Here is a 26,050-nt window from a genome sequence, read left to right as displayed (position 1 = left end):
CTAATTACTGGATATCATATACGCAGGCCGGGAGATTTGTCAACACCGTAAGTCTATTTGCAATCCACTGCACTCCTGTGCGACAGTAGAGAGTAAGGGCTAACGGGAAGCAGAGGAGTGCCTCATCCGTGGCCTGGAAGTGAAGCGACACAGTGATCAAAAGGAGATTGAGACTATTGCAGGAAAACAAACAGGAGAAAAAAAGCTCGGGCGCATGGGGGTGGCTGGGGAGTGGGGCAGTACTGCTGCTGCTTAAGGGAAAAGCCATTATCTCTCTGCTTAAGCTGGGTAAAATCGCAGGTCCGCTGATCTCCATGATGGTATCCATCTGGGCTTATGCCCTGATCTCGCCATGGCAATTCGCGGTGGGCTTCGTTGCCTTAATGTTCGTTCATGAGATCGGCCATGTGATCGCTGCCAAGCGGATTGGGTTGCCGGTGAGCGCGCCGCTGTTTATTCCGTTTATGGGTGCACTCATTACGATGAAGCGGCAGCCGCTGGATGCCAGACAGGAAGCTTATGTCGCTTTTGGCGGCCCTATACTCGGGAGTATTGGTGCGGTTGTAGTATTCGGAGCGGCTTATTATTATCATAGTCCTTTGTTATACTCGCTGGCATACGTCGGGTTCTTGCTTAACTTGATTAACCTGCTGCCGATCCATCCGCTGGATGGGGGGCGAATTGCCACGGCGGTAACACGCTGGTTATGGCTAGTAGGGCTCGTTGGCGGCCTGGCTGTAATTATTTATCTGAAATCCATCCTGTTCTCCATCATCTGGGTAATGTTCGCTTATGATATGTATAAGAAGTACATCAGCCGAAGGACGAAGAATCAGATGCATACTGTGCTCAAAAGCTTCCTGATCCCCATCGGGGATCTGCAGGAGCAAGGATATCTGATCCCCGGCCCCGAGCATAAGCGGGAGCTGCCGTTCACCACCTACAGTGATTTGAACCGCCAGCAGTTTGTCGGCGTACGCTGGGATAACCTGGATTACTATGGAACGACGACCATGCCGGTGCAGTCGCTGATCGGAAAAGTCAAAGTCGTGCAGCTCGATCAGCTGTATGTGGATGCCAGCCTGCAGATGAAGATGACCTGTGAGATCAGCTTCACGGTATATGACAATGACAAGTACTATGAAGTACCGGCTGCTACCCGCTGGAGATATGGGGCCGCGTATTTTGTCCTTGCCGGAGTTCTTGGGGGTATGATGTATCTTGTCCATGTAGTTGGCAATGTAAATCTGTAAAGCTTCGTTTATGAACCTCCCGATTCGTCAAAGCTGTTAAGAGCCGAGAAGGATGAGGAGGTTAACAACAATGCGGTTGGCAAGAGTATGTCTCTTATGGATTGGAGCATGTCTCCTTCTGGGAATCGCCGGATGTACGGCAGGTAAGCAGGTTCCTGAATATACGGATGTTCACAGGATGACCGGACTGGACGGGAGTCTGAATTCACGGGATAGCCTGACCTCGCCGGTTCTGCGGGATGTGTATGACCGCTCGATTCCCGAGGAGGTCTATGAGACTCCGTAAATAAGGTGGTCGGAGGTTCCCTGTCCAAGGGCCTTGCCCTGAAGCTCTCAGGCTCTATACAGGATATTAATAATTCTGTATAATGCTCCATATTGATTGGAGCTATAGAGAGGAGCCAGGGAGATGGCAGTGGAAATCGTACATGTTACTACAGAGGAGCAGCTTCAAATGGCGCTGGAGATCCGCAAGAAGGTGTTTGTGGAAGAACAGAAGGTGCCGGTAGAAGAGGAGATCGATGAATATGATGCCATTAGTGAGCATGTGCATCATTTCCTGCTCATGGAGGGCGGGCAGTCGGCTGCAACCGGCCGGCTGATCTATTATAAAGCGGACACTGCCAAGATGCAGCGGATTGCCGTTCAGGAGGCCTTCCGCGCTAAGGGATGCGGACGTATCCTGCTGCTGGCTATGGAAGAGCGGGCACGTGAGCTGGGTCTGCAGGCTTCCATTCTGGATGCCCAGTGTCAAGCAGAACCATTTTACAGCAAGCTCGGCTATGAAGTAATCTCCAAGGAGCCCTTCTATGATGCAGGGATTCTTCATGTAAGAATGAGTAAAGCCCTGTAATCTGCCGGGTACATACTCTTTCGCTGCGATGGACAAGCTAGAATCGGGCCAGGGTAGCTGGCTAATTCTAGTGCGAAGGAGACGATCCTAAGTGATGAATCAAGAACGGGAACGCTTTATTGCCGCCAAACGTAACGGTGACGGGGACCTGACCGGGTTCCAGACCTCCTCCGGACGCGTGCTGGATTATCAGCAGGCACTTCAGGAGGTTCAGTCCGGCAGCATCGCAGGGGTCAATGTATTTAAGGGCAAAGACGGCGAAATGTATATCCGCGGCGATGCAGATGGAGATCCTACGAATAATCTGGATCAGCTTCCGCAATTTTAGCCGGGCATAGATAACAGGGGGAACGGCCGGACAGGCGTCTTACAGGCGCTGAAGTCCGGCCGTTTCTATGTGCTAAGGGGGACTCCGGCTTCTCTGAAAATACTTCGTTTAAGGTCTGCTGTACATGCCGAAACCGGTTGCTGAAGGGCTTGTTTTTCTTTTCTTCTGCAAAAAGAAATAAATCCCTGAATTCTGCGCAACTTGTCGAAGTCATAGCAGTATACATTAACAGCATGAATTATTTGGAGGGGCTTTACAATGAGATGGAGAAAAATTGCTCTGTGCACGGTTGTGTTTTTCATGATGGGAAGCTCCTATTTGTTCGCGGACGCTGTGAACCAGAAGATCAAAGTATGGAGCAATGGAAAGGAAATAGCCGACGGCGGCTATTTGATTGACGGCAAGACCTATATTCCCGCCAGGGAGGCCGGAGGTGTCGTCAGCTGGGACGGCTCAGGCAGAGTGACGATCCTCAAGCCGAATGTTCATATCGTCCTGTTCAAAGGCGACACGGTATTCGGCAATGTCAACACAGGCAAGCTGAAGATGAAGATTCTGACGCAGGTGGACAGCCTGAAGGACAGCATCGCTGCCGTGAAGGTGGCAATCACCGATCCTGCCGGGAATGTGAAGGATATTCTCGAGGATGCCGTCGGCTCCAAGAATGAGGATTTCTGGTTCTCCACACCGGAGTTCACCTATGATTTCAAGGAACCGGGCAAATATAGCGTAGGCTTCTTCATGAAGGCGTCGAAGAACGGAGATTACGTTCTTGTATCCGAGAAGGTAGTTACGGCTTCATCCAAAAATTAAGTCCCTCCTGCAAATTGACCTGTCCTTATCTTACGTGTTACGATACCAAATGTAGGATAATTCAATTAAAGTGAGGTATTACAATGAGCGATCACAAACATGAGCATGGCCATGAACATGGTGAAGCATGCGGTTGCGGACATGATCACGACCATGAGCACGAGGAGTTTGTGCTGACCTTGACGAACGAGCAGGGCGAAGATGTAGAAATGGTACTGGTAGAAACGTTCGACGTAGGCGAGAAGTTGTACGCCCTGCTGCTTGAGCGCGAGAATCCGGAAGCAGACGGAATCATCCTTCGTATGGAAGAAGAAGACGAGGAAATGGTTCTGTACAACATTGAAGATGAAGCTGAATGGAAAGCTGTTGAAGAAGCTTATAACGAGCTGCTTGCCCAGCAAGAATAGATTTCAGGCATTCATGCAAAACCCCGATACTCTATACGTATCGGGGTTTTGCATGTCGCACTGCTATAGGACAAGCCTTAGGAGATCGGCTCTGCTTCGACGATTACTTTTATATTGGTAATGCTGCGGTCCTCGGGTCCTTTGACAGGCAATCCGATTTCTACATGGTCAATGATATAGTCGATATTATCCTGGGTAATAACTTCTCCAGGGAGAAGAATAGGAATTCCCGGCGGATAGACGTAGATGAATTCTGCAATAATGTAGCCGGCAGACTCCCGGAAGGGAATCAGCTGCGTATCCGCATAGAAGGCATCTCTCGGGATTAGGGCCAGCTGCGGAATATTCGGCACCTGTACCTTAAGCTCATAGATCTCACCCTTGCTGTAATGGATCGCTGAGAGCACCTGCAGCGCCGCAAGCAGCTTATCTACAGATTCCTTAGTATCTCCAGGGGTAATCAGGCAAAGAATATTATACATGTCGCTGAGTTCAACTTCGATGTTATACTTCTGCCGGAGCCAGTTCTCGGTCTCGTAACCAGTAATACCCAGATGCCGTACATGAATGTTCAGCTTCGTCGGATCATGATTGAAGGTGGCTTCTGTTCCGAGAATTTCTTTGCCGAAGCTGTACAGCCCCTCGATCTCGTTGATCGAATTGCGGGCATAATTGGACAAGGCGATGGTTCTCGCCGCCATCTCATGGCCGTTCAGGGCAAGGTTGCGTCTGGAGGTATCCAGAGAGGCAAGCAGAATATATGAGGTTGAAGTGGTGGTCAGCATGCTGAGAATGGTCTGTACCCGCTGTGGGTTGACAAGACCCGTCTTGGCATTGAGGTTCAGTACCGAGCTCTGCGTCATGGAGCCGCCCAGCTTATGCACACTGGTTGCTGCCATATCTGCACCGGCCTGCATGGCCGATACCGGTAAGTCCTCATGAAAATGAATCAGTACTCCATGTGCCTCGTCCACAAGTACGGGAACCCCGTAACTGTGGGCCAGGTCGACAATCGAACGGAGGTCGGCGCATACGCCGAAATACGTCGGATTGATAACGAGGACACCCTTGGCATCCGGATGGCGCCTTAAAGCCCGTTCCAGCGAGCTGGTGGTTATGCCGTGGTCTATCCCAAGATTCTCATCCTGTACAGGAGAGACGAAAATAGGCTTGGCTCCGGAGAAAATAATGGCCGACATTACCGATTTGTGAATATTGCGCGGCACAATAATTTTGTCTCCTTCTGAGCAGACAGAGAGGATCATAGTCATGATGGCATTGCTCGTGCCTTGTACACTGAAATACGTGTAATCGGCGCCGAAAGCCTCTGCAGCCAGCTTCTGAGCTTCAAGAATAACCCCGGTGGGCTGATGAAGATCATCAAGCGGTGCAATATTGATCAAATCTATGGATAGAGCGTTATCGCCGATAAACTCACGGAATTCGGCATCGGTCCCTAGCCCCTTCTTATGTCCCGGAATATGGAATTGAACTGGATTTCCGGCGGCATGCTTTTTGAGAGCAGTGAAGAGGGGAGTAGCTTGTTGATTCATTTAATGCTGTCACAACCTTTCGCGAAGAGTGGTTTTTTGATTTCGCTGAAGCAAAAGGCGTCCCCGGAGGGACAGAATACCTATTTCTACTTGAGCAAGCATCAGTATAACAAATCAATCAACATAATACTAGGATGTGATGAAATGTCTGGCAAAGCAGCGGAACGTATGCATATCAGTTTAGCCTCACCGTTCATATTAAAAATGTGGATCATTATTTTCCTGGTCGAATTCGTCAAAGGATCTCTGCTGGTAGCTCTGCTGCCGGTCTATATGGAGAATATTCTGGGCCTCTCCGTAACGGTGGTCGGGTTCGCCTTCGCGCTGCAGTATCTCGGGGATAACCTGTTCCGCAGTCCGTTCGGCTGGGTCATGGAGCGGATCGGCTACCGCTGGACGATGACAGGAGCGCTGCTGCTGCTGCTGGTGGCAGTCGGGCTGATTATCTATGCCAAAGATGCCGTAAGCTTGTCCCTCGCCTGTCTGATTCTGGGGATCGGCACCTCGCCGCTGTGGCCTTGTACGATGACCGGCATCACCGAGCTGGCAGGCTCTACCCGGAGCGGAAGCAGCGGCGCAGCCATGGGGGCGGTGGAGATGGCCTCACTGGCCGGAACCGGCGTCGGTCCGATTATCGTCAACTTCATGATGGATCATGGCGGACAGGGCTACCGGACGGTCTTCCTGGTGCTGATGGGCTTCGCTGCTGCTGTTGTAGCCGTGGCGCTGTTCCTGCCCTCGAAGATCGGCGGTCATGCGCCGCGCGTTGTCCGAGAGATATCGGCGGAGGGGCCACCGGTGCCGCGTAAGCCGGTAAGGCCCCTGGAGAGTCTGAAGCGGACCTGGCAGCAGGTCACCTCCTCCCTGAAGGTAAGCCGCCTGCTGTTCCCGGCATTGTTCCTGCAGGCTTTTGCGATCGGGCTTATGACCCCGGTGGTCACCTTGTTCGCACGTTCGGAACTGTATGTCACCCCCAACCAGTTCAGCCTGTTGCTGATTGCCGGGGGAGGGATTACCGTGCTAACCCTTATACCCGCCGGGAAGCTGGTCGATAAGGTCGGCACCTCCATCTTCCTTAATATCGGCTTCCTGCTGGCAGCCTGCTCCATGGCTTTCTTTTCACAGGTCCGCTGGCTGCCGCTGGCCTTCGTGGCGGTGGCGCTGGTCGGGATCAGCTATGCGCTGATTCTCCCGGCGTGGAACGCCTTCCTGGCCAAGCAGGTGCCGGAGGGCGAGCGCGGGACCGTCTGGGGACTTTTCCTGACGCTGCAGGGCTCAGGGATGGTTGCCGGTCCGGTGGTGTCAGGCAAGCTGTGGGATACGGTCAGCCACGGTGCCCCTTTTCTGGCCAGCGCGGGAGTAATGGTTGTGTTATTCGGCCTGCATCTGCTGATCGTCCACCGGACGAAGCTGAAGCACGGCAGGGCGCACTGAGTAGAGCGGACACAGGGGGGGGGAGTAGACCGGTGTGGAAATGCAATAAGCCGTAGACTGCCTGAAAAGGAGGCGCAATGCGGCTTTATTGCTGTTTTTGCATATAAAAAGGCTGGTCCAACTCTCCTAAAACGGGTTCCAGCGTTTGGAAAAGGCTAAAAACGGGTAAAAATAGTCAATAAACCAAGTTACCGCTACATATTATGAAGTATAAAATAAGTGTAAGCCACACAAAGAATCAAGGTGCAAGCGGAGGTCCGGCAGTCTGTTCTACTCTTAGGTTAGGCCGTGAAGCTGACTATGCTTAAATCAAGCAGTTAGGGGGGAGTGCCGTGAACAAAAACGATGAAGTGGAGTACTGCAATCTGGAGCTGCGGTTCGACAGAGAGCATATCCAGGATCTAATCAAGGACCTGATCAAGGAAGGTTATTCCCTGTACTGGAGTGAGAACGAGAGTGTTTTTCTTATTTCGGTGCGCACCGGCCGCAAGCTTGTGAAGCTGCGCTTCCAGCGGATTAAGGACGGCTTCAAGCTGGTGGGAGACTACATGATCCGTGATGCGCGCCTGTCAGAATGGATGGAGAAGCTGATTGGGGATATGAGAGGTCATGCCGTTGTCAAGCGCTTCCGCGACCGTCAGATCATTATAGAGAATATTTTATTCGGTGAAGTCATCCGCCTGGTGGAGATTTCCGGTTATCAGCAGCGTGTGCTGTACCAGAAGGGGCCGCTGCTGTCGGATCAGGAGCTGACGAAGCTGTTCTACTCCATAGAGGGCGAAGAGCGGATCCGTGACCGCAGGCTTGCCGTGGATGAACAGCTCGACTTGCTGAATGAAGCTATGCGTGAGCGCGATACGGAAGCGGTGGCGGCCAGCACAGTGAGGCTTGAGCAATTGACCAGGGAGCTGGCAGCGCTGGAGTGGTAGTGCACTGAGTGAATAATTGCGATTAAGGGCATCCCATAACGGGGTGTCCTTTTATTGTGCCTTTCTGGAGGAGGGGGTTCACTTCTGCGGACAAAACCGTTAAAATAGTCATTGTGAGCAATTTCCCTGATGGATCGAAGTTTGTCAATGAAATTGATCTCTCTTTCGCAGGCAGAACTTTGCTGTCTCTGACAAAGGGTGGTATTCTTATACTGCGAGAAATGGATTTCACAAAAATACAGGGTGCAAAGGGTGGAGAACCAGATGTCAAAACAACAAATCGGCGTTATTGGCTTGGCGGTAATGGGCAAAAATTTGGCTCTTAACATCGAGAGCAAAGGCTTCAGCGTATCCGTGTTTAACCGTTCCCCGGAGAAGACACATGATCTGGTTGCAGAAGCAGCAGGCAAGAACCTGGTGGGCACGTTCTCCGTTGAAGAGTTCGTACAATCACTGGAAGTACCGCGCAAGATTCTGATCATGGTTCAGGCAGGCCAGGCTACGGATGCCACCATTGAGCAGCTTCTGCCGTACTTGGATCAAGGCGATATCATCATCGATGGCGGTAACGCTTATTTCCCTGACACCGTACGCCGCAGCAAATATCTTGAAGACAAAGGCTTCCGCTTCGTCGGCACCGGCGTATCCGGCGGTGAAGAAGGCGCACTCAAGGGCCCTTCCATTATGCCAGGCGGTCAAGAAAGTGCGTATAAGCTGGTTGAACCTATCCTTACGGCGATTTCAGCCCACGTGGGCGGAGAGCCTTGCTGTACATATATCGGGCCGGACGGTGCAGGACACTATGTCAAAATGGTGCATAACGGCATCGAGTACGGTGACATGCAGCTGATCGGCGAAGCCTACCACCTGCTCAAGGACGTTCTGGGTCTGGATGCCAAGGAGCTGCACAGCACCTTCGCAGAGTGGAATAACGGCGAGCTGGACAGCTATCTGATCGAGATTACGAAGGATATCTTCGCCCAGTATGACGAAGAGACCGGCAAGCCGATGGTGGACGTAATCCTTGATGCTGCCGGACAAAAGGGTACCGGCAAGTGGACAAGCCAAAGCTCGCTGGATCTCGGCGTTCCGCTGTCCATGATTACCGAATCCGTCTTCTCCCGCTTCCTGTCTGCCATGAAGGAAGAACGCGTTGAAGCCAGCAAGGTGCTAAGCGGCCCTGCTACGGCTCCATTCGATGGTGACAAGGCTGAATTCATTGAGAACGTGCGTAAAGCGTTGTTCGCCAGCAAGATCGTATCGTATGCCCAGGGCTTCGCCCAGCTGCGTGTGGCTTCTGACGAATACGGCTGGAATCTGAAATACGGCGAGCTGGCCAAGATCTGGCGCGGCGGCTGCATCATCCGTTCCCGGTTCCTGCAGAACATCACGGATGCCTATGCCAATAATGCAGAGCTGAAGAACCTTCTGCTTGATCCGTTCTTCAAGGATGTTATGGACAACTACCAGTCGGCATGGCGCAAGGTTATCGCTTCGGCTGTAACTCTGGGTATTCCGGTTCCGGGATTCTCCAGCGCCCTTGCATACTACGACAGCTACCGTACAGAACGTCTTCCGGCGAACCTGCTGCAAGCACAGCGCGATTACTTCGGCGCTCACACCTTCAAACGTGTGGACAAAGAAGGCGTGTTCCACCACAACTGGCTGGCAGAGTAACAGGCAGCGTTCAGCTTAATGCTCAGGAACCCGAGATGCTTTCCGCTTCATGCGGAGGGCTTTCGGGTTTTTTGCATCCATGAGGCATAGCCATGGCAGGCACAGCCCGCCTGAAAATGAAGGCTGCCGGCATTGTGCAAACTTTTCACCCTGTGTTATGATATGACAAATGTCGCGGCTTGGAGGTTGTTATGGACGATCGAAATATCATTCTCGTCGGGATGATGGCTACGGGTAAATCCACAGTAGGCGCCATTCTGGCCGAGGAGCTTGATTATGAACTGGTTGATCTGGATGCAGTAATTACGGGAAGAGAAGGCCGCAGTATTGCGGATATCTTCGCAGAAGGCGGAGAGCAGGCATTCCGGAGCATTGAATCAGCGGTACTTCAGGAAATGCTGCAGGGAGAGCGCAGAGTAATCTCTACAGGCGGAGGGGCGGTGCTTGCGCCGGGGAATGCCGAAGCCATGCTGGAGCATGGATTCGTAGTGGCCCTTACAGCTTCGGAGGATACCATTATTGAACGGGTCAGCGGGGATGAGAACCGGCCGCTGCTCGCCGGCAATGCGGCAAACCGGGTCCGTTCCATTATGGAACAGCGCAGGGAAGCTTACCGTTTCGCGCATTGCACGGTCGATACAACGGAGCTGAATGTGGCTGAGGTCTCGCAATACATTTTACTGCGTCACCGCGCTTGAGCTTTTATGTGTGTTGGCGCTTAGCATCAGGATGATGTTCAATTACGCTTCGGTATCATCCCATTCGATCATGCCGCCGCTAAGATTAGAGCCCTGAATGCCGAATTGCTGCAGGTATTCACAGACCCGCTGGCTGCGGTTGCCGGAACGGCAAATGAAGATGATCTCCGTATCTGACGGAAGCTTGTCCGTCTGCTGCGGGATCTGGCCCATCGGGATATGCTGCGCACCGGGAATCATGCCGAAGGCAACCTCATCCTCTTCACGGACGTCGATCAGTACAAGCTCTTCGCCGGCAGCGAGCCGTTTACGCAGCTCCTGCGGTGTAATTTGCGGAATTTTATTCATGATAGTACCCTCTTTTCTGCCTGAATGGGAATGGACTTTCTTCACGCAATGATAACACAACTGCGGATTACCCTGTCAAACAGGACCGTACATACAGACTATATATGATGAAGGAGCGCTTATACTATGGACGTTATTGTTAGGCCTACGCCGACGCTGCAAGGAGAATTCGGAGCCCTGTCCTCCAAAAACTACACCACGCGTTACCTGCTGGTAGCCGCTCTCTCTGAAGGAGTCAGCACGATCTACCATCCTGCCCACAGCGAGGACAGCGACGCGATCCGCAGATGTATCGCTGATCTCGGTGCAGTCCTGACCGAAGATGATGAGAAAATCGTAGTACAGGGGTTCGGCCGCCATCCCCGTGACGTCAAGGAGCTGAATGTAGGGAATGCCGGCGCAGTCCTCCGGTTTCTGATGGCGGTGGCTGCGCTTAGCCCGGAGGTTACTTTCGTGAATACGTATCCCGATTCTCTGGGCAAGCGGCCGCATGACGACCTGATTCTGGCACTTGGCCAGCTCGGCGTGGAAGTAGAGCATAATAACGGAAGACTGCCGATTACGATCCGCGGCGGCAAGCCGCAGGGCGGACGGATTACCGTCTCCGGTGCCGTCAGCTCGCAGTATCTCAGCGCACTTTTATTCCTGACCCCGCTGCTTGAAGAAGACAGTGAGATCATCGTGCTGGATGATCTGAAATCCAAGGTGGTTATCGGGCAGACGCTGGAGGTGCTGGAGCAGGCAGGGATTATCGTACATGCGGCGGACGATTATATGTCCTTCAAGGTGCCTGGACGCCAGACCTATGCTGCCAAGACCTATACGGTGCAAGGCGATTATCCGGGATCAGCCGCAGTGCTTGCGGCCGCAGCGGTGACGAAGTCGGATGTGACCATTCACCGGCTGGCTGAGAGAAGCAAGCAGGGGGAGCGGGCCATTGTTGATGTGCTGCGGATGATGGAGGTGCCGCTCACCCATGAGAACGGAACAGTGCATGTGCAGGGGAACGGTATTCTGAAGGCGGTGGAATTCGACGGCGATGCGGCAACTGATGCTGTCCTGGCTATGGTGGCCGCGGCGGTTTTTGCCGAAGGGACCTCACGTTTCTATAATGTGGAGAATCTGCGCTACAAGGAATGCGACCGCATCACGGACTATCTGGCAGAGCTGACCCGGGCCGGTGCGAAGGTCGAGGAACGCCGGGACGAGATCATTGTGCATGGCACACCGGAAGGCGTGGAAGGCGGCGTAACGATTAATGCCCACTATGACCACCGTGTGATTATGGCGCTTACTGTAGTAGGGCTGCGGGCCCGCCAGCCACTGCTCATCAAGGATGCCCATCATGTGGCGAAGTCCTATCCGCAGTATTTCGATCACCTGCGCTTGCTGGGTGCGGATGTGGAATGGGTGAAGTGAGCACTTTAGATTCATTAAGCATCACACCTCTTGCTCCGAAGGACATCCCTTCCGTATCGAAGCTGTTCAAGGTGACGATCGCCGACGCCTTCGAACGGGAAGGATTGGGTCACCTGCAGGCAGACATCCGGCAGGAGACCGCAGCCAAGATACAGATGGCCAATGCTGCGCTGAATCCGCAGGATACGGATGTGTATTTCTGGCTGGCTAGAAGCGGCGGAGCGGTAATCGGCACTGTTTCTTATTCGCCTTGCGGAGAGGACATACGGAAGTGCACCGATAACCGCCTATCGGCTGTCGGTGAGCTGGGAAGCCTGTATGTCCTGCCTGAATTTCAGGGGCAGGGTGTGGGCTCAGCTTTAATTGAGGAGGTCATGGCCTTTCTCAGAAAGCGGGGAATTTCCGAATTCTGCCTGGACAGCGGATATAAGCGGGCCCAGGACAGATGGCTGCGGAAATTCGGAACGCCCTATACAGCAGTGCAGGATTACTGGGGACCGGATTCCGTTCATATGGTATGGCTATGTACTGTGAACTGAAATGGCTGCCGCGCAGCGAGCGTACGTTACAGAGCATTTAAACCTTACCTTAGCTATCAATACAGTGGGATCATGCGGACGGTTCAGATTTGGAACTTTTCCTGATGCGCGGTATGATGTAGTTATAGCCGAATCTGGTATGTGCCGTGGTAACCCGCTACAATAACTCATAGTGGAGTTGGCAGGAGATACCAGATGCGCAATCAACGGGAAGGGGTAATACACATGAGCTTTGAGAACCCGAGCAGGGAAGAGATCGGCGAGATTCTGGCTGCAGCAGGCAATATTGCCGTAGTTGGCCTATCCGACAAAACAGATCGCACCTCATATATGGTAGCCGGTGCTATGCAGAGCCGGGGCTACCGGATTATTCCGGTGAATCCGTCGGTAGAGGGTGAGATCCTGGGCGAGAAATGCTACCATACGCTGGCGGAGATTCCTGAGCCGGTGGATATTGTGAATGTGTTCCGCCGCAGTGAATACTGCGCGGCTGTTGCGCAGGAGGCTGCTGATATCGGCGCACGCGTGCTCTGGCTGCAGCAGGGTATCATCAGTCAGGAGGCAGCGGACATCGCCGCTGCACATGACATGATCGCGATCATGGACCGCTGCATCAAGGTGGAGGAAGCGATCACGATGAAGGGCCGGAGCCGGGGGTAAGACGAATCGTATGCATGATCAGGTACACAGATGCCGGATATACTTGTAGTTCAGAGCTATCCAGATTAAATTTTGCCAAACGTACCTCAGACCTGGTTGCTGCATTCTCGATTAGTTTTCACTAATAAGTATTTCTATACTTGACACAGACGAAGAACGTCCTTTACTCCATTTTAAATGGGGAAAGGGCGTTTTTTGTATTTTCAGGGAGGGGGAAGTAGATATGGAATTTGGGCAGGCACACAGCAACTTTATAGAGGCACATACGAATGGAAGAACGGGGGAACGCCGGGGGAGGCTGCTGCGCGGACATAACTTTGCGGAGAAGTTATTTCTGCAGAATGTATGGTGGCCGCTATTCGAGTCACTGGAGCAGCTGCACCCGGAATATGAGGTGTATGACTGGAATCGGAAATCGCAGTTTCTGGATTTTGCCTTTCTGCCGCAGAACGGGACCCGCTTCGGGATTGAGTGTGACGGCTATCAGAGCCATATCAAGGATATGGACCGGGAGAAGTTCAACTATGCGCTTAACCGGGACACCTTCCTGACCGGGATGGGCTGGAAGATGCTGCACTTCTCGTTCGACGACATCCAGCAGCGTCCCGAAGTGTGCCGGATGCTGCTGCAGCTGGCGCTGGCGCCATATTTGGCGCGGAGCAGGGTGGCCGGAGAACAACTGTTGTCTGGAGAAAAAGACGTGTTACGTTTAGCCTGGCAGATGGGCAGACCACTTCGTCCTAAAGATGTAACGGATTATTTCGAGATTAACTTTAGAACGGCACGCAAACTGTTGAGCGTTCTGAGCGAGAAAGGACTGCTCCAGCCTGTGGCTGGCGGAAGAGGGATAAGATCCTATGTACTTAGACCCATGCATCAGGATCAGAGTTGGTGAGAAAACGGGACATCATTGTTTAAAAGGATTTGAATAGTCGCAGCCGCACCAGTGTGAATGTATTTTGTACATTAGAATTTAGTCTAAACCCGCGATTTCGAGCTTCTGTTGCATTTTATACAGTAGAATTTTGATTTATGGTTGGTTATGATGTAATTCTGAGAATTCTAATGTACGAAATACAATAGATCGTGGATATGAGCGGAATTTCGGCCAATCTGTTGTACAAAATACAATCACCGCTCTATTGGTAGGCTGTCTATGCTCATGCTACACTTTAGCGGGTGCGAAGGGTGCGAAGGGTGCGAAGGGTGCGAAGGGTGCGAAGGGTGCTGACGGTGCCGTCTTCTTAGCGCGCTTCACCTCCTCTTCATCCCCAGATTCTTTTGACAAAAACTGCTGTAACGCTTACCATTCAATATAGAAAGAAAGGAGAGGGTCGCCTTGAATTGGCTCGGATCTTTGCAGCAGTTGGGCAGAGCCATTATGCTTCCTACCATGGTGCTTCCGGCGGCAGCGATTCTGCTGAGTCTGGGCAGCTTACCGTGGTCTGCATGGGGACTTTCTTCGGTATCCGAAGTGACGACGTACGCGGGGCAAGGAATATTCTATTTCATGCCTTATTTGTTTGCTGTCGGTGTGGCGTGGGGGTTGTCCAATCAGGCCGGACCGGCCGGACTGGCCGCACTCGCAGGGATGTTCACTTATGACCGGATTGTGTCCAACATGGGAGACGGGGCTGTACAGCCTGCAACATTAATTGGGATTATCCTGGGGATTGTAGCCGGTGTAGCGCATAACCGGTTTAAGAATATCAAGCTGCCGGAGGCGATCCAGTTTTTTGGCGGGTCGCGTTTTGTTTTGCTGTTCATGGGCTTATTCTCGGCGCTGTTCGCCTGGGTCATGCTCGGAGTGTCTCCGCTACTACAGGAGTTGCTTAATGAGCTGTTCAGGGTAGTGCAGGTGACCGGCGGCTATGGAGTGTTCGTCTACGGGGTGCTGTACAGGGTGCTGACGGCCTTTGGCCTGCACCATATTCTGAATAATGTGTTCTGGTTCCAATTGGGCTCCTTTACGACGCCTGACGGCAGTGCAGTCGTACAGGGGGATTTGCCGCGCTTTTTTGCCGGTGATCCTACAGCGGGTGTGTTCATGGCCGGACTGTTCCCGATTATGATGTTCGCCCTGCCCGCAATTGCCTTTGCAATCATTCAGGAAGCGCGAGAGGACCTCAAGCCCAAGATCAAGAAGACTTTTTTGCGTGCAGCTTTAGTGTGCTTTTTGACCGGTGTGTCGGAGCAGATCGAATTCGCCTTCCTGTTCGCGTCGCCGTATTTGTTTGCGCTGCATGTGGTCATGTCCGGGCTTGCCATGGTGCTGACCTACTCGCTCGGGATTCATCACGGCTTCTCCTATTCGGCGGGGACCATCGACTTCTTCCTCAACATGCATCTGTCCCAGCGGGCCTGGCTGCTGATTCCCATCGGGATCGGCTATGGCATTGTCTATTATAACGTGTTCCGCTGGGCGATCCGCCGGTTCCAGATTCCTACGCCGGGCCGTGAGGAAGGCTCGGAGCTGGGCGACTGGGCGGGCAATATCCCGTATCAGGCTCCGCTGATTCTGGAGGCGCTGGGCGGTAAGGAGAACATTGTGCAGGTGCAGGCCTGCATCACCCGGCTGAGATTAACAGTGCATAACGACCGCTTCATAGATACAGGTGCACTTAAGGGGCTGGGCTCCGCAGGCATTATCAAGCTGGGCGGCGGCAATGTGCAGGTCGTCTTCGGGACGTATTCGGAGCTGATTCGCGAAGAGATCGACAAGCTGATGCTGCGCGATCTGCCGCAGGTGCTGTTCAGTGCACCAATCCAGGGGCGGATGATGCCGATTGAAGAGGTGCCGGATCATATTTTTGCCGCGAAGCTGGTGGGGGATGGAGTGGCCTTTGTCCCGGAAAAGGGAGAGCTGGTCTCGCCTGTATTCGGCAAGGTGATGCACGTATACCCTACGATGCACGCAGTGGGCATTGCTACGCCCGAAGGGCTGGAGGTGCTCATGCATATCGGGATCGACACTTCGCAGCTTAAAGGGCCGTTTGAGGCGCTTGTACAGGAAGGGGACAGCGTGGAGCCGGGGCAGCTGCTCGTCAAGTTTGATCTGGCCTTCTTGAAGGAGCATGCCGCTTCGCTGGCGACACCGATGGTGATTACCAACCCGGACCGGGTCAAATCCTGGAGCTACGCGCCATTCAAAAACGTGAAAAAGGGGCAGTCTTCCGTCATGTCCGTGGTACTACATGAAAGCAATGTTGGAGGGATCGAAGCATGATACAAGGCGTAGGCGCCGCAGCAGGTGTTGCCATTGGGAAGGCCTTTGTCTTGCCGAACTGGGAATGGAGTCTGCCGGACACTCAGGTGAATCCGGTGGATCTGGCTAAGGAGTTCGAACGGTTGTACGAAGGCATTCGGACCTCCAAGGACGAAATCGAGTTTATCAAAAAAGAATTCCGCGAGGTCGTCGGACCGGAGGAATCGAGCATTTTCGATGCCCATCTGGCGATCCTGGATGATCCGGTGTTCATGAGCGAAATCCGCGGCATTATCGAACGCCAATACAAGGCAGCCGAGGTGGCGGTCAAGGAAGCGATCGACCACTTCGTGGCGATGTTCGATTTGCTCGACGATGAATATATGAAAGAACGTGCGGTGGATATCAAGGATGTCGGCAACCGCCTGCTGAAGCATCTCCTGGGTGCGCCGGAGGTCACTCTGCCGTCGGATACCCAGCCGTATATTCTGGTAGCGAAGGAGCTGTCCCCCTCACAGCTGGCGCATTTGAATCCGGCGTATGTGCTGGGCATCGTGACGATGATGGGCGGCAAAACCTCGCATTCCTCCATCATGGCCCGTGCGCTCGGCATTCCGCTGGTGGCAGGCCTGGAGAACAAGATCCTGACTCCTATCCAGACAGGGGACATGCTGGTGCTCGATGGGGAGACCGGGGCGGTTATGATTCATCCAGATGAATCCACACTGCTGGACTTCAACACCAGACGTGCGAAGCAGCAGCGGAAGCGGGAGCAATTGGAGCTGCTTGCAACCGTCGAAGCGGTGACGAAGGACGGTGTGTCTCTGCGGCTGGCCGGCAATATCAGTTCCGTGAAGGAGCTGAACATGGCACTGAAATACGGGGCCGAGGGAGTGGGACTGTTCCGTACAGAGTTTCTGTACATGGACCGTAGTACATTTCCGACAGAGGATGAACAGTTCGAAGTCTATAAGCTGGTTGCGGAAAAAGTCGGCAAGGAGACCGTAGTCATCCGTACGCTTGATATCGGGGGAGACAAGCATCTGGATTACTTCCAGCTGCCGGAGGAGCAGAACCCGTTCCTCGGCTACCGGGCCATCCGGATCAGCCTGGACCGCAAGGACATGTTCAAAACCCAGATTACAGCCATTCTGCGGGCCAGTCATTACGGCAATGTCCGGATGATGTTCCCGATGATCTCTTCTGTCGAAGAGGTGCAGGCGGCCAAAGCAGTGTTGAACGAGGTAAAGAGCGAGCTGGATAGCCGGGGGGTACCGTATAACCGCGACATGAAGGTAGGTATAATGATCGAGGTTCCGGCCGCAGTGATGATTGCCGACCTGCTGGCGGAGGAAGTGGACTTCTTCAGTATCGGCACGAATGATCTGGTGCAGTATGTACTGGCTGTGGACCGGATGAATGAGCAGATTGCCCATATGTATCATCCGTACCATCCGGGAGTGCTGCGTATGATCCGCATGACGGTGGATGCGGCACGCAGCGTAGGCATCGATGTCAGTGTATGCGGTGAGATGGCCGCAGACGAGCGCTCACTGCCGCTCTGGCTGGAGCTGGGGATCCATGTGCTGAGCATGTCGCCGCAAGCCTTGCTGAAGGTGAAGCACCGCACACTGAACACACTGGCTTCTGAAGCCAGGGAGATTGCGAAGGTCTGCTTCCGCAACCGCACCAGCTCCGAGACAGAGGGGCAGCTTACTGCTTTTGCCTCACGGAGCGGATTCCCGCTGGGCGCCGGCGGTGATTCCAAAGAGAAGACATCATAGCCGGGTAACGGCTGAACGTTATCGGGTTTGTTATCGGGTTTTCAAGGACAAGCAGTAAGAATATCTAAATTAAGTCCGGGTGAGGGTCAAGGGGGCCACACACCGGACTTTTTGTTTTGAGATCTGAGGGAACAGGCCTGCCCTGAAAAAAAGTAAAACCGTTTGGGCTGCGGGACAGTCAGTATATACAGAAGTCAAAAAAAGAAAGGGGAGACTAAGCCTGGATGGAGCATACGTGGGAAGGCGAGCAGGTGCGCCACTTGAATGAACAGGAGCAGTTGTTTATCAACCGGGTACTGGAGCAGAAGAAAATACTCTACAGTATTGCGTACAGCTACTTGCGCAGCGAGGCGGAGGCACTCGAGATGGTTCAGGAAACTACATACCGGGCCTGGGTGAAGCGCGGGAGCCTGAAGGATGAGGACCGGTTCGCACCCTGGCTGACCCGGATTCTGATCAACTGCTGTAAGGATGAACTGAAACGGAGGAAGCGGGTGGCTGCTCCTGTGCCGGAACAGGCAAGCGCTGGACTACAGGAGATGACCAGTGACCGTAAGCTGGATATGGAGCAGGCCCTGGAAGCGGTAAAGCCGAAATACCGTCAGGTGCTTGTGCTGAAGTATTACCGGGATATGACGCTGACAGAAATTGCCGAGGTGCTGGGCAAGCCTGAAGGAACGGTCAAGACCTGGCTGAACAAGGGACTTAAGCAGTTGCGAGACAAAATGAGAATCAAAGGGGGATTATAGCATGGTCAATACAGAAGAAGAGCTGTTGAAGGAGTACTACCACAGTTTGTCGGCAGAAGCGGAGGAAATCCCAGAAATGCGGCTGAATACGGCAATCCGCAACGGCATAACGCGTTCCCGGAGAAGCTCTATGTCATTAAGGAAGCGTTATGCTCTGGCTACAGCGGCGGCAGTACTTGGACTTGTGCTGTTGTTCTCCTTTCCCCGGGCGAGTGAGGTGTTGAAGTCACAGGGGGCAGCTCCGGATCAGGCAGCAATATTTCAGAGCTACGGACCCTTTGAAAAGTACATTCCAGCTGTGATGACCACAAACGCTGTATCTTCGGCAATCGAGGATGGCCTTGTACAGCGCGTCACTGGTGTTACTACGGAGCAGAACGGATTTGTCCTGACTGTAGATGGAATTGCTGCGGATCAGAAGGGGATTATCGTTTTGTATTCATTACAGAATAAGACTGATGAGAATGCCCGAGTAGCACATATTCAGTTAACATCAGCTGTTTCAAATCCTTTGCATACATCCCTGGGGCCTGATAATTCAATTTCCCCAAATCGTATAACCTACGGTTATGAAGTAAGGCAGTGGGAGAGTGACGCTGGTGCTCTTCCGGATCAAATTACGTTTGAGCTGGAGCTTGGTAAGTACAAACAGTTCACCCCAGCTTCAGCAGACAGCCTTCAAGCTAAACTGTCTGTAGCCATTCCGCTGGACCGGGAGCAGATCGCCAAGGCAGGAGAAACCATACATGTAGACAAAACACTGGAAATAGACGGTCAGAAAATTAAAATTAATGAGGTCTATCTGGCCGCCTCCGGCATTTATCTGGACTATACCTGCGACCCGTTGAACTCCAAACAGATCTTCTCCATGTACAAACCGGGGTTCTTAGCAGGCGGCAGCGGTGATTATTCGTATCTGGCTTTACGCGCCGCCAGCTTTACGGACAGTGGGGGCAGACTGATATTTGCGAACGACAGGAGCTCGACACAATCGCTCCAGCTGCAAATCAATGGGATTCTGGCGTTGGATAAGCAGGCAACCCAATTAATTATCGATACCGACAAGCAACAAATTATCAAGGCTCCGGACCACAATCTGCAAATGTCTGTTCACAACACGGAGAGGGGCTCCACGCTGGTGCTGGAATATGATTCTCAGGCACAGAGTAACAGTATTTACAATACCTTAATGCTGGGGCAAAAATTCACCGATGGAGCAGGTACAGTCCATTCAGCAGACAAGTTTGAGTTCGATATTCCGCAGCGCACTGAGCGGGAGAATGCGAAGTCCATCCCTCACATGTACTACCGTGGTCTGGGCAGCAATAAATACCCGCAGCCACTGACGTTCACTATTGAGGCGTATCCAGCCCTGATCAAAGAGAAGCTATCCATCCCTATCCGCTAATTTCCTCTAAAAGCGGCAACAAGCCCTGAACCCTGTCAGACGACAGGGCAGGGCTTATTGTCTACTCTAGATATTAACTGCCTGCTACTCACCGGCAAGCGCATCGCAGAACGCTTTGCCGTAAGGCGGCAGGTCCGGCGGGCGGCGGGCGGAGATGATGTGTCCGTCCTGGACGAGCGGCTCGTCCTTCCAGATGGCTCCGGCATTCTCCATATCGTCACGGATGCCCGGCGTGGAGGTGACCGTTACACCTTCGAGAATTTTGGCGGAGATTAAGACCCAGCCGGCATGGCAGATCTGGCCAATCGGCTTCTTCGCAGTATTGAAATCCTGCACCAGCTTCAGTACTGCGCTGTAGCGGCGGATTTTGTCGGGTGCCCAGCCTCCGGGAACGAGGATGCCGTCATAATCGGCAGCCTTCAGCTCGTCCCAGCTGTATTCAGCGGTGGCAGGTACGCCATATTTACCGACATACGTCTTGCCCTTCTCAAGGCCGGCCAGATGTACCTCCGCCCCTTCCTCACGCACGCGGTATACGGGATACCACAGCTCAAGATCTTCAAACTCATCGTCCACCAGCGCAATGACTTTTTTACCAGACAGTCTCATTCTGTACAGCTCCCTTCGGCTTAACTTCCTTATATCTATGTCATTCTATCAAAAGAGACAGTTGAAGTCACTTTTCGATATGGAAATTCCTAAGACTATTGCCAATTAAAACATTATATGCAAACTTGCAGGGATTCAGGGGGATGAAGTCGAATACTAGAGAGGGAAAAGGCAAAGCTATGCGTTTTTAAAAGATCATTCTGAGGTGTGGGAGATGTATAACGAACAATTAATGAAGAAGTCTTGTGGCTGCGGCGGGATCATGACCATACATATGCACACGCTGATTTATAGTGCGAAGATCAAAATTACTCATGTCCCTGTATATACCTGCGGGCAATGCGCCCGTTATGAGCCCCTGCCGGTTATTAAGCGTGACCTGGGTCTGCTGATCCGGGAGCTTGGAGAGCGCCCTGCGGGCAAGCTGAATTTGTCCTTTGCGGACCGTAATGAGTGGGCCAGTGTGCTGAAGGATACCTTTGCATCGGGCCTGTTTGCCGGCGGCTTGCCGGAACTGGAGGAGGCTATCCGCAAGGCTATGCAAAGCCGGATTGATCTGCTGCTGGATGTATACCGCACGGCGGCGGATCTGTCCGACAAGAAGTGGATGGAAGAGATCGGCCTGCGGCTCTCCCAGTTGACGGCTCATTCGGCAGAAAGTGCCAAATAAAGAGCATTTTTTGACATTTTGAAAAAAAGTCTGCAAAAACAATGAAAAACTTTCAACGAATGTTGGATTTTTCACGCGCTTTTTGATACGATAGAGAAAGCATACAGAATTCTTGAAATTTTAAGGGCTTTCCACTGGAAGCTATTGGAGAATCAGGAATTGGCGGAAGGCGTCAAAGCCGCGCCAGGACTGGCGTTTCAACCTTTGAAAGAAATTTTGAAAGGAAAATGAAGCGTTATCATTGCACAATTGTACAAAGTGTCGTATCATAATTTTAATTAGTCGAACGATAAAATTTATCGCAATGGAGAGAGTAATTTGACGGTAACCATTTACGATGTAGCTCGAGAAGCAGGCGTATCTATGGCTACGGTATCACGGGTTGTGAATAATAACCCCAACGTGAAACCGCAGACCCGGAAGAAGGTTTTTGAAGCGATTGAGCGTTTGGGCTATCGTCCGAATGCGGTGGCGAGAGGTCTCGCCAGCAAGAAAACGACAACCGTAGGGGTTGTTATCCCTGATATCTCAAACTCGATTTTTGCGGAAATTGCACGCGGGATTGAAGATATTGCCAATATGTATCACTACAACATTATTCTCTGTAACGCTGACAAGCGTAAAGAGAAGGAGATTCGTGTCATTAACACACTGCTCGAGAAGCAGGTGGACGGGCTGCTGTTCATGGGCGGAACCGTTACGGAAGAGCATATTCAGGCGTTCCAGACCTCTGCTGTGCCTATCGTGCTCTGTGCGACCCGCGATGAGAAGGGAACGTATCCTTCCGTGGATATCGACCATGAGACGGCTGCATTTGATGCAGTGAATACGCTGATCCGCCACGGACACCGCGAGATCGCAATGATCAGCGGTACGCTGCAGGACCCTGCGAACGGCTATGCCCGCTTCCACGGCTACAAGAAGGCGCTGGAGGCGGCAGGTATCGAGTATCAGGAGGATCTGGTACGCATCGGTAACTATCGTTACGAATCCGGTGTCGAAGCCATGAAGTACTTCCTGGGTCTGAAGAAGAAGCCGACGGCTATCTTTGCTGCTACCGATGAGATGGCGATTGGCGCCATTCACAGTATTCAGGATGAAGGCCTTAAGGTGCCGGATGACTTCTCGATTATCAGTGTAGACAACATCCGGATGGCTTCAATGGTTCGTCCGCTCCTCACTACTGTAGCACAGCCGATGTATGATCTCGGTGCTGTAGCGATGAGACTGCTGACGAAACTGATGAAGAAGGAGACAGTTGAGAATCCGCGGGTTATTTTGCCGCATGAGACCATTCTTCGTCTGTCTGTCAACCATGTCAATAAATAAGTTCAGTACGTTTAGCTCGTGAACATAGGTTTCTTTAGAAGCTCCTTCGGGAGCTTTTTATGTTTGCGGACACAAAGTTCGAGGGGGATATGGAATGAGCGGAGTTTTGGGTCTGATTGGCGCAATGGATGAAGAAATCAAGCTGCTGCTGGAAGAGATGGAGAATCGGCAGACCACGGTGAAGGCCGGAATTACCTTTTATGCAGGGACAGTGTTCGGGAAGGCAGCTGTAGTCTGCAAATCAGGGGTAGGGAAGGTGAACGCCGCAGTAACCACACAGATTCTGCTGGACAGCTTCGGCGTGGAGCAGGTGCTGTTCACTGGTGTGGCCGGGGCGCTGCACCCTGAGCTGAACATCGGGGATATTGTTATTTCGTCATCCTGTATTCAGCATGATATGGATGTTACAGCGCTCGGTTATGCCAGAGGAGTGATTCCGTATCAGGAGATCTCCGTTTTCCAGGCAGATCCGCTGCTGGTGAAGTTAGCAGAAGAGGCCTGTCTAGAGCTGGAGAAGAAGTCTGTAACAGGTATTGTGCTGTCCGGGGATCAATTCATTGCCAGCAGGGCGTCAGTAGCTATGCTGCGTGAGCAGATGGACGGGGCCTGTGCAGAGATGGAGGGTGCGGCGGTCGCCCAAGTCTGCCATATGAACGGGATCCCTTTTGTAATCGTACGTTCAATGTCGGACAAAGCCGACGGCTCAGCCCATGTGAATTACAGTGAGTTCACCGTAACGGCCTCGCAGCATTCCCATGCCATTCTGGAGCATATGCTTAAGGCTATGTAACCTGCAGGCAGGCCGCCTGAATTAATACATAAACCGCTGTCTGAAGCGCACACGGTCGAAGGTCTCGCGGGAGGACAGCGGCACATCCTGGCCCATGCGGACCATGAGGCAATTCGCCGGATGCGAGCAGATCTCCGGGTCATCGGTGGCATACCACACCATATCTACCGTCTTCATCAGCTTCTCCATCATCTGGCGGTACTCCCATACATTAAGACCGCTCCCCTTGAGGTCCCAGTGCCAATAATATTCGGTTGTGAATACGATGCAGTTCTCCAGTTGTCCCTTTTCAAAAGCGCTTGAAACCAGCAGCTTCGCAAGCCCGCTTCCGCGATACTCGTCAGCCACTTCGATGGCTCCCAGCTCAATCAGATCCTCCATCCCGCCCTGAGACCATAACTCCAGTTCATCCGGATAATGAAAAGTAACATAGCCCACGATAACGTCTGAGACCACTGCTGCTACGATGCGTCCTTCGGGTAAGCCAGATATCTCGATCAAGGCTTCAAGCTGCTCCTGCGGCTTACGGAAGGCGTCCAGATCGCGGTGCATGCTTAAGGTCTGGAGCGTTTCGGGAGATAAGGGTCCTCGGACAGAAATCAGCCGGCCTTGATGCCCTATGGTATGGGATACAGGGATTTTATGGTGCTCCATGCTTGGGCTCCCTTCCAGTTCACTATAATATGGAATGTAACCGCTTCCTGTGATATACTGATTCCGACACGGAATATTCACATTTAGAGCATTGACGGAATTAATAGAATTAGAGGGTACCCTTAAAGCTTAAAGCAAACCAGTAGGGGAGGCAAGAGTAATGGGGCAAGTTCAAGGCGAAATTTTACCGGGCCGGGTGCAGCATTCGAATATGGAGGATTATTCCCGGGCAGTTGATGAATTCCGGTGGGAGGATGTCGAGCGCAGCTTCTCCTGGCATGGGACCGGTAAGGTGAATATGGCATATGAAGCTATAGACCGTCATGTCGAAGAGGGGCGGGGGGCTGCTACGGCACTGATCTACAGCGATGCGGTGCGCGAGGAGCGTTACACCTTCGCTGACTTGCGGGAACGCTCGAATAAGTTCGGTAATGTGCTGCGCAAATACGAAATCGGAAAAGGCGACCGGGTGTTCATCTTCATGCCGCGTACTCCGGAGCTGTATTTCAGCTTGCTTGGCATTCTGAAGACGGGAGCAGTGGCAGGTCCGCTGTTCGAGGCATTCATGGAGACGGCGGTCAAGGACCGTCTGGAGGACAGCGGAGCGGTGGCGCTGGTGACCACGCCGGAGCTGCTGCACCGGGTGAAGCGGGAGCAGCTCCCCGGATTGCGCCATATTTTTGTAGTCGGAGCCTCTGCTGATGAGGATGCGGGGTTGCTGAGCTATGAAGCGGAAATGGCTGATGCCTCCGCCGAGCTGGAACCGGAATGGCTGAGCCTGGAGGATGGTCTGATTATGCATTATACCTCCGGCTCCACCGGGAAGCCCAAAGGCATCTACCATGTGCAGAGAGCCATGATCCAGCACTATTATACAGGCAAGGTAGTTCTGGACCTGCGGCCGGATGATGTGTACTGGTGCACGGCCGATCCGGGTTGGGTGACCGGAACCTCTTACGGAATTTTTGCTCCCTGGCTGAATGGAGTAGCCAATGTAGTCCGGGGAGGCCGCTTCAGTCCGCTGGATTGGTATAAGACGATCGAGCGCTTCGGGGTGACGGTATGGTACAGTGCGCCCACGGCTTTCCGGATGCTGATGGGGGCTGGCAAGGAGACGCTGGAGGGGATCGATCTCAGCAGTCTGCGCCATGTGCTGTCTGTCGGCGAGCCGCTGAACCCGGAGGTCGTGCGCTGGGGCGATAAAATCTATCAGCAGCGGATTCATGATACGTGGTGGATGACCGAGACGGGAGCGCAGCTCATCTGCAACTACCCGGGAATGGACATCAAACCCGGCTCCATGGGACGGCCGCTGCCGGGGATTGAAGCAGCTATCCTTGATGACCGCGGCAACGTACTGCCGCCGTATTCCATGGGTAATCTGGCCATCCGCACTCCCTGGCCGTCTATGATGGCCAAAGTGTGGAATAACCAGGCTAAATACGATGAATACTTCCGAATTCCCGGATGGTATATCTCTGGGGACTCGGCGTACATGGATGAAGACGGTTATTTCTGGTTTCAGGGCCGGATTGATGATGTGATCAATTCCTCCGGGGAGCGGATCGGACCCTTCGAGGTCGAGAGCAAGCTGGTGGAGCATCCGGCTGTCGCGGAGGCAGGGGTAATCGGCAAGCCGGATGTCATGCGCGGAGAGATCATCAAGGCCTTCATCTCGCTGCGGGATGGATACAGTCCAACTGCTGAGCTGAAGGAAGAGATCGCGGCATTTGTCAAAGCGGGCTTGTCTGCCCATGCTGCACCGCGCGAAATCGAGTTCAAGGATAAGCTGCCCAAGACCCGGTCCGGTAAAATTATGCGCCGTGTACTGAAGGCCTGGGAGCTGCATCTTCCGGCAGGCGATCTGTCTACCATCGAAGACTAGGCAGAATAAAAAAAAGCCCGTTCCCCTTATCCCGGGGAACGGGCTTTTGAAGCTTT

26 protein-coding genes are annotated in these 26,050 nt (G+C 52.9%); 22 read left to right on the top strand and 4 right to left on the bottom strand.

The window, feature by feature from the left end:
* Positions 1-176 precede the first annotated feature (176 nt).
* The 6 genes from MHH78_RS22800 to MHH78_RS22775 all read left to right on the top strand — a co-directional run bounded on the left by MHH78_RS22800 (position 177) and on the right by MHH78_RS22775 (position 3,654).
* Positions 177-1,253 carry a site-2 protease family protein gene (locus tag MHH78_RS22800; protein ID WP_076074247.1) on the top strand — a complete coding sequence of 359 codons (1,077 nt, stop codon included), beginning with the start codon at positions 177-179 and terminating at the stop codon, positions 1,251-1,253.
* A gap of 70 nt (positions 1,254-1,323) precedes the next feature.
* Positions 1,324-1,539, top strand: a complete 216-nt coding sequence (locus MHH78_RS22795) for a hypothetical protein (RefSeq protein WP_076074250.1) — start codon at positions 1,324-1,326, stop codon at positions 1,537-1,539.
* 123 nt (positions 1,540-1,662) lie between these two features.
* The gene (locus MHH78_RS22790; RefSeq protein WP_341168888.1) at positions 1,663-2,106 is read left to right on the top strand and encodes a GNAT family N-acetyltransferase; all 444 of its coding nucleotides are present in this window, start codon (positions 1,663-1,665) and stop codon (positions 2,104-2,106) included.
* A gap of 91 nt (positions 2,107-2,197) precedes the next feature.
* Positions 2,198-2,434 (top strand): DUF3892 domain-containing protein, encoded by a 237-nt coding sequence (locus MHH78_RS22785; RefSeq protein ID WP_036695032.1) that lies wholly within the window; start codon positions 2,198-2,200, stop codon positions 2,432-2,434.
* Between the two features lie 258 nt (positions 2,435-2,692).
* The gene (locus tag MHH78_RS22780; RefSeq protein WP_076074272.1) at positions 2,693-3,247 is read left to right on the top strand and encodes a copper amine oxidase; all 555 of its coding nucleotides are present in this window, start codon (positions 2,693-2,695) and stop codon (positions 3,245-3,247) included.
* Positions 3,248-3,330: 83 nt separating this feature from the next.
* A complete protein-coding gene (locus MHH78_RS22775; RefSeq protein ID WP_019911532.1) occupies positions 3,331-3,654 on the top strand; it encodes a DUF1292 domain-containing protein in 324 nt (107 codons plus the stop codon).
* A gap of 77 nt (positions 3,655-3,731) precedes the next feature.
* Here MHH78_RS22775 and MHH78_RS22770 read toward each other — a convergent pair whose 3' ends face one another.
* Complete coding sequence (locus tag MHH78_RS22770; protein WP_036729506.1) at positions 3,732-5,207, bottom strand: aminotransferase class I/II-fold pyridoxal phosphate-dependent enzyme; 1,476 nt, start codon at positions 5,205-5,207, stop codon at positions 3,732-3,734.
* A 144-nt stretch (positions 5,208-5,351) separates the two neighbouring features.
* Between MHH78_RS22770 and MHH78_RS22765 the strand changes: the two genes are divergently transcribed.
* From MHH78_RS22765 to MHH78_RS22750, 4 genes are all read left to right on the top strand, one after another.
* On the top strand, positions 5,352-6,641 hold the full coding sequence (locus tag MHH78_RS22765) for an MFS transporter (RefSeq protein WP_341168887.1): 1,290 nt from the start codon (positions 5,352-5,354) through the stop codon (positions 6,639-6,641).
* A gap of 332 nt (positions 6,642-6,973) precedes the next feature.
* Entirely contained in the window at positions 6,974-7,570 is a 597-nt protein-coding gene (locus MHH78_RS22760; RefSeq protein ID WP_076074276.1) for a hypothetical protein, read from the top strand.
* 264 nt (positions 7,571-7,834) lie between these two features.
* Positions 7,835-9,247: an NADP-dependent phosphogluconate dehydrogenase gene (gndA, locus tag MHH78_RS22755; RefSeq protein WP_076074279.1), complete on the top strand. Its 1,413-nt coding sequence runs from the start codon at positions 7,835-7,837 to the stop codon at positions 9,245-9,247.
* 191 nt (positions 9,248-9,438) lie between these two features.
* On the top strand, positions 9,439-9,945 hold the full coding sequence (locus MHH78_RS22750) for a shikimate kinase (RefSeq protein ID WP_340941374.1): 507 nt from the start codon (positions 9,439-9,441) through the stop codon (positions 9,943-9,945).
* 42 nt (positions 9,946-9,987) lie between these two features.
* Here the strand turns inward: MHH78_RS22750 and MHH78_RS22745 are convergent, their stop codons facing one another.
* Positions 9,988-10,293, bottom strand: coding sequence for a rhodanese-like domain-containing protein (locus MHH78_RS22745; protein ID WP_341168886.1), 306 nt, complete (start codon positions 10,291-10,293; stop codon positions 9,988-9,990).
* 126 nt (positions 10,294-10,419) lie between these two features.
* On the opposite strand from MHH78_RS22745, the gene aroA reads away from it, so the two are divergent.
* The 8 genes from aroA (at position 10,420) to MHH78_RS22705 (ending at position 20,057) form a co-directional block, all read left to right on the top strand.
* Positions 10,420-11,712 carry a 3-phosphoshikimate 1-carboxyvinyltransferase gene (gene aroA, locus MHH78_RS22740; RefSeq protein ID WP_036695025.1) on the top strand — a complete coding sequence of 431 codons (1,293 nt, stop codon included), beginning with the start codon at positions 10,420-10,422 and terminating at the stop codon, positions 11,710-11,712.
* The gene (locus MHH78_RS22735; RefSeq protein WP_445668062.1) at positions 11,700-12,251 is read left to right on the top strand and encodes a GNAT family N-acetyltransferase; all 552 of its coding nucleotides are present in this window, start codon (positions 11,700-11,702) and stop codon (positions 12,249-12,251) included. Before aroA ends, MHH78_RS22735 begins: the two co-directional genes overlap by 13 nt.
* A 225-nt stretch (positions 12,252-12,476) precedes the next feature.
* Positions 12,477-12,911: a CoA-binding protein gene (locus MHH78_RS22730; RefSeq protein WP_076074885.1), complete on the top strand. Its 435-nt coding sequence runs from the start codon at positions 12,477-12,479 to the stop codon at positions 12,909-12,911.
* A gap of 223 nt (positions 12,912-13,134) precedes the next feature.
* Positions 13,135-13,806, top strand: coding sequence for a hypothetical protein (locus MHH78_RS22725; RefSeq protein ID WP_341168884.1), 672 nt, complete (start codon positions 13,135-13,137; stop codon positions 13,804-13,806).
* Positions 13,807-14,250: 444 nt separating this feature from the next.
* Positions 14,251-16,137, top strand: a complete 1,887-nt coding sequence (locus MHH78_RS22720; protein WP_036729487.1) for a glucose PTS transporter subunit IIA — start codon at positions 14,251-14,253, stop codon at positions 16,135-16,137.
* On the top strand, positions 16,134-17,900 hold the full coding sequence (gene ptsP, locus MHH78_RS22715) for a phosphoenolpyruvate--protein phosphotransferase (protein WP_076074313.1): 1,767 nt from the start codon (positions 16,134-16,136) through the stop codon (positions 17,898-17,900). The genes MHH78_RS22720 and ptsP overlap by 4 nt, the downstream gene beginning before the upstream one ends.
* Before the next feature lie 224 nt (positions 17,901-18,124).
* Complete coding sequence (locus MHH78_RS22710; protein ID WP_341168883.1) at positions 18,125-18,649, top strand: sigma-70 family RNA polymerase sigma factor; 525 nt, start codon at positions 18,125-18,127, stop codon at positions 18,647-18,649.
* 1 nt (position 18,650) lies between these two features.
* Positions 18,651-20,057: a DUF4179 domain-containing protein gene (locus tag MHH78_RS22705; protein WP_341168882.1), complete on the top strand. Its 1,407-nt coding sequence runs from the start codon at positions 18,651-18,653 to the stop codon at positions 20,055-20,057.
* An 84-nt stretch (positions 20,058-20,141) separates the two neighbouring features.
* Here the strand turns inward: MHH78_RS22705 and MHH78_RS22700 are convergent, their stop codons facing one another.
* Positions 20,142-20,666 (bottom strand): type 1 glutamine amidotransferase domain-containing protein, encoded by a 525-nt coding sequence (locus MHH78_RS22700; protein ID WP_036729480.1) that lies wholly within the window; start codon positions 20,664-20,666, stop codon positions 20,142-20,144.
* 214 nt (positions 20,667-20,880) lie between these two features.
* On the opposite strand from MHH78_RS22700, the gene MHH78_RS22695 reads away from it, so the two are divergent.
* The 3 genes from MHH78_RS22695 (at position 20,881) to MHH78_RS22685 (ending at position 23,455) form a co-directional block, all read left to right on the top strand.
* Complete coding sequence (locus MHH78_RS22695) at positions 20,881-21,336, top strand: hypothetical protein (protein ID WP_341168881.1); 456 nt, start codon at positions 20,881-20,883, stop codon at positions 21,334-21,336.
* 318 nt (positions 21,337-21,654) lie between these two features.
* Positions 21,655-22,665, top strand: coding sequence for a catabolite control protein A (gene ccpA / locus MHH78_RS22690; RefSeq protein ID WP_036695017.1), 1,011 nt, complete (start codon positions 21,655-21,657; stop codon positions 22,663-22,665).
* 94 nt (positions 22,666-22,759) lie between these two features.
* Positions 22,760-23,455, top strand: coding sequence for a 5'-methylthioadenosine/adenosylhomocysteine nucleosidase (locus tag MHH78_RS22685; protein ID WP_076074323.1), 696 nt, complete (start codon positions 22,760-22,762; stop codon positions 23,453-23,455).
* 21 nt (positions 23,456-23,476) lie between these two features.
* Here the strand turns inward: MHH78_RS22685 and MHH78_RS22680 are convergent, their stop codons facing one another.
* Positions 23,477-24,109: a GNAT family N-acetyltransferase gene (locus tag MHH78_RS22680; protein ID WP_036729471.1), complete on the bottom strand. Its 633-nt coding sequence runs from the start codon at positions 24,107-24,109 to the stop codon at positions 23,477-23,479.
* Positions 24,110-24,269: 160 nt separating this feature from the next.
* On the opposite strand from MHH78_RS22680, the gene acsA reads away from it, so the two are divergent.
* Positions 24,270-25,994: an acetate--CoA ligase gene (gene acsA, locus MHH78_RS22675; RefSeq protein ID WP_341168880.1), complete on the top strand. Its 1,725-nt coding sequence runs from the start codon at positions 24,270-24,272 to the stop codon at positions 25,992-25,994.
* Positions 25,995-26,050: the final 56 nt, after the last annotated feature.

Source organism: Paenibacillus sp. FSL H3-0333 (assembly GCF_038002805.1).
GTDB lineage: Bacteria > Bacillota > Bacilli > Paenibacillales > Paenibacillaceae > Paenibacillus_AQ > Paenibacillus_AQ silagei.
Note: the sequence above shows the minus strand (reverse complement) of the source record. Positions and strands in the feature narration are given on the sequence as shown.